This window comes from Microcystis sp. LE18-22.4A (genome assembly GCF_027531105.1).
Classification (GTDB): Bacteria; Cyanobacteriota; Cyanobacteriia; order Cyanobacteriales; family Microcystaceae; genus Microcystis; species Microcystis aeruginosa.
Genome location: NZ_JAPZRB010000465.1, coordinates 1 through 2,454, shown reverse-complemented (window position 1 = coordinate 2,454; position 2,454 = coordinate 1). Strand labels below are relative to the sequence as shown.

General features: G+C 38.2%; 7 protein-coding genes. 5 read left to right on the top strand and 2 right to left on the bottom strand.

The genetic code is table 11. The annotated features are described in order from the left end of the window. Window positions 1-50: 50 nt before the first annotated feature. Window positions 51-206, bottom strand: coding sequence for a hypothetical protein (locus tag O9295_RS20365; RefSeq protein ID WP_288034898.1), 156 nt, complete (start codon window positions 204-206; stop codon window positions 51-53). 38 nt (window positions 207-244) lie between these two features. Between O9295_RS20365 and O9295_RS20360 the strand changes: the two genes are divergently transcribed. The 5 genes from O9295_RS20360 to O9295_RS20340 all read left to right on the top strand — a co-directional run bounded on the left by O9295_RS20360 (window position 245) and on the right by O9295_RS20340 (window position 2,078). Next, window positions 245-484 carry a hypothetical protein gene (locus O9295_RS20360; RefSeq protein WP_288034896.1) on the top strand — a complete coding sequence of 80 codons (240 nt, stop codon included), beginning with the start codon at window positions 245-247 and terminating at the stop codon, window positions 482-484. 1 nt (window position 485) lies between these two features. Continuing rightward, window positions 486-773, top strand: coding sequence for a BrnT family toxin (locus O9295_RS20355; protein ID WP_072924714.1), 288 nt, complete (start codon window positions 486-488; stop codon window positions 771-773). Continuing rightward, window positions 751-936: a hypothetical protein gene (locus O9295_RS20350; RefSeq protein ID WP_502846516.1), complete on the top strand. Its 186-nt coding sequence runs from the start codon at window positions 751-753 to the stop codon at window positions 934-936. The genes O9295_RS20355 and O9295_RS20350 overlap by 23 nt, the downstream gene beginning before the upstream one ends. Before the next feature lie 360 nt (window positions 937-1,296). Continuing rightward, a complete protein-coding gene (locus tag O9295_RS20345; RefSeq protein ID WP_002778803.1) occupies window positions 1,297-1,587 on the top strand; it encodes a type II toxin-antitoxin system TacA family antitoxin in 291 nt (96 codons plus the stop codon). Beyond that, on the top strand, window positions 1,584-2,078 hold the full coding sequence (locus tag O9295_RS20340; protein ID WP_002738857.1) for a GNAT family N-acetyltransferase: 495 nt from the start codon (window positions 1,584-1,586) through the stop codon (window positions 2,076-2,078). Before O9295_RS20345 ends, O9295_RS20340 begins: the two co-directional genes overlap by 4 nt. Window positions 2,079-2,229: 151 nt before the next feature. Here the strand turns inward: O9295_RS20340 and O9295_RS20335 are convergent. Further along, on the bottom strand, window positions 2,230-2,454 hold a 225-nt coding region (locus O9295_RS20335), incomplete at its 5' end, for a ribonuclease toxin HepT-like protein (RefSeq protein ID WP_502846515.1).

Sequence of the window (2,454 nt, the reverse complement as noted above, 5' to 3'; positions counted from 1 at the left end):
ATTTCTTCATAATTTAACAATGAACCAAATAAAACAACTTTCGTGACTCCCTACTTCTCTTTAAGGAGACTAGCACATTTTTGAGCAATTTTTAACCCTGCTTGTTGCCGTTGTTTCATCTCTAATAGAAATTGTTCACGGGTTGCTCTCGCTGCTAAAACTTCAGCAATAATCTCTTGTTTTCGTTCTTCAGTTAACTGTGTCATTATGATTACCCCTAAATCATTGAATATCAATAGTTTCTATGATAGCAATTTTTGTCATAAGCGATCGCTACTTCTTCTCGATTGGATTGAAACAACGAAAATCAACACTAATAAAGGTGTGTTACTGCGGTGACATACCTTTTACTATCAGCGGCGATCGCTTATATATCTCTCTATTAATCAAACTTTGGCAAGACGCGATCGCACAGGAAAAATTGTTATTCCGCCATCAGGATATGTTACAATGCGGGATATTTCAGTTGGCAAAGTGGCAATGATTTGGAACTAGCATTTGAATGGGATAAACAGAAAGCAAAAATAAATCAAAGAAAACATAACATTTCTTTTGAAGAAGCATCCACCGTATTTGATGATCCCTTAGCTGTAAATTTCGATGATCCTGACCATTCTACAGGGGAGAATCGCTATCTTATAATAGGTTTATCAGATCAAGGTAAATTTCTATTTGTTTCTTATACGGATCGTGATCATAAAATTCGTTTAATTAGTGCAAGATTAGTTACACCCAAAGAAAGGAGATATTATGAACGAGAAAATCCAAGATGAATTAGAAGATGACTTGCGAGAAGAATATGATTTAAGTCAACTTAAAAATCCTGTTCGCGGAAAATATTACCAACAGTATCGGGAAGGTCATAGCGTTACTATTCATCATGAAGATGGAACAAAAACGGTTGAACATTTTCCAGCACAAAATAGCGCAAAATGATGTAATTATTCTTGATCCTGATGTTAAAAAATATTTTCCTAATTCGGAATCCGTTAATGCTACTTTAAGAAGTTTAATTAAATTAATTCCTCAATAATAGTGCGATGCCTACGGCACTGCATAGCAGCACGCCGCTCTTGTAGGTTGGGTTGAAACAACGAAACCCAACAGTATTTAAGGTGTGTTACTGCGGTGACATACCTTTTACCTATCAGTTATAATGGAAAGGTTTGAAGCCTAGACTTTCATCAAATGATGCTCATCTCTCTGAAAAATCCTGGTATCGTATCGTACATAGTGTAATGTCGTTGTCACTACATTATGTTAAAATAATTAAGTTTGGAATTACACACCCATCTTATGAGTAGTAAAACAAAAAGTAAGACTCCGCGTAATACCCTAAATTTGCGAATTAAGCCAGAAGAACGCAATTTGATCGATATGGCAGCCAAAGTGCAAGGTAAGAATAGAACTGATTTTATTTTGGAAGCCGCGCGGAATGCTGCGGAGGAAACTTTGCTCGAACGTACTATTTTTTGGGCTAGTCCAGAGGCTTATGCAGAATTTATCGCACTTCTAGATGCACCACCTCAACCTAATGAACGTTTACGCAAAACCATGCAGACGCTCGCACCTTGGGAGAAGGAATGAATTTGACACCACCTGAACCTCTGGCTAGTTATCACTCAATCACTGATTTTTCCTGCGGAATTACTTCTCTTGATGATTGGTTGAAGCGTCGAGCTTATGCTAATCAAGCCAGTGGTGCAACTAGAACTTTTGTTACCTGCGTTGACAATAGGGTAGTTGGGTATTACGCCCTTGCTTCCGGGGCGATTAGTATACAATCAGCTAATGGTAAATTTCGGCGGAATATGCCTAACCCAATTCCAGTGGTAATTTTGGCACGATTGGCAGTAGATACTTCTTACCAAGGTCAAGGTTTAGGATGCGGTTTATTTCGTGATGGTGCGCTACGGGTTGTTAAAGCGGCTGATACCATTGGTATTCGGGGAATTATTGTTCATGCTATTTCAGAAGAAGCTAAGAATTTTTATTTGGCTTTAGGTTTTGACGTGTCTCCTCTTGAACCGATGACGTTGATGATTACTCTTAATGATTTACGCGCTTGTATTGCTTAGTGCGCTACAGGGGCAACACGGGGTCAACCACAGGGGGTTTGCCCCTACAGGTACGTTTAAGTCCAGAATAACTTTGCTTATGGCCTCATGAACAAGATGTTTGCCCTGATACACTTTACTTAGATTCAGTGCGATCACCAGTTATCTTTAATTAAGTTTCTCCCTTACTTAAATTATTACAAAACAATTGAATGTCATTGATTATGGTTTGATAAGAATTAACAATTTCATGGGGGATGATTAAAACCTTTTCCTCATCTAATTGGCAAGAATAAGCACTTCTCACCAGATGACGAAACCGCCGTAACTCATCCAAAATGAGCCTTGTTTCTTCTGTAATAACTGCTTTTCTCACCCTAGGTATATCAACAGACAT

Bases quoted from the DNA above. Each gene is read 5' to 3' on its own strand.
- O9295_RS20340 (WP_002738857.1), top strand. From the start codon at position 1,584: ATGAATTTGACACCACCTGAACCTCTGGCTAGTTATCACTCAATCACT.
- O9295_RS20350 (WP_502846516.1), top strand. From the start codon at position 751: ATGAACGAGAAAATCCAAGATGAATTAGAAGATGACTTGCGAGAAGAA.
- O9295_RS20360 (WP_288034896.1), top strand. From the start codon at position 245: ATGATAGCAATTTTTGTCATAAGCGATCGCTACTTCTTCTCGATTGGA.
- O9295_RS20345 (WP_002778803.1), top strand. From the start codon at position 1,297: ATGAGTAGTAAAACAAAAAGTAAGACTCCGCGTAATACCCTAAATTTG.
- O9295_RS20365 (WP_288034898.1), bottom strand. From the start codon at position 206: ATGACACAGTTAACTGAAGAACGAAAACAAGAGATTATTGCTGAAGTT.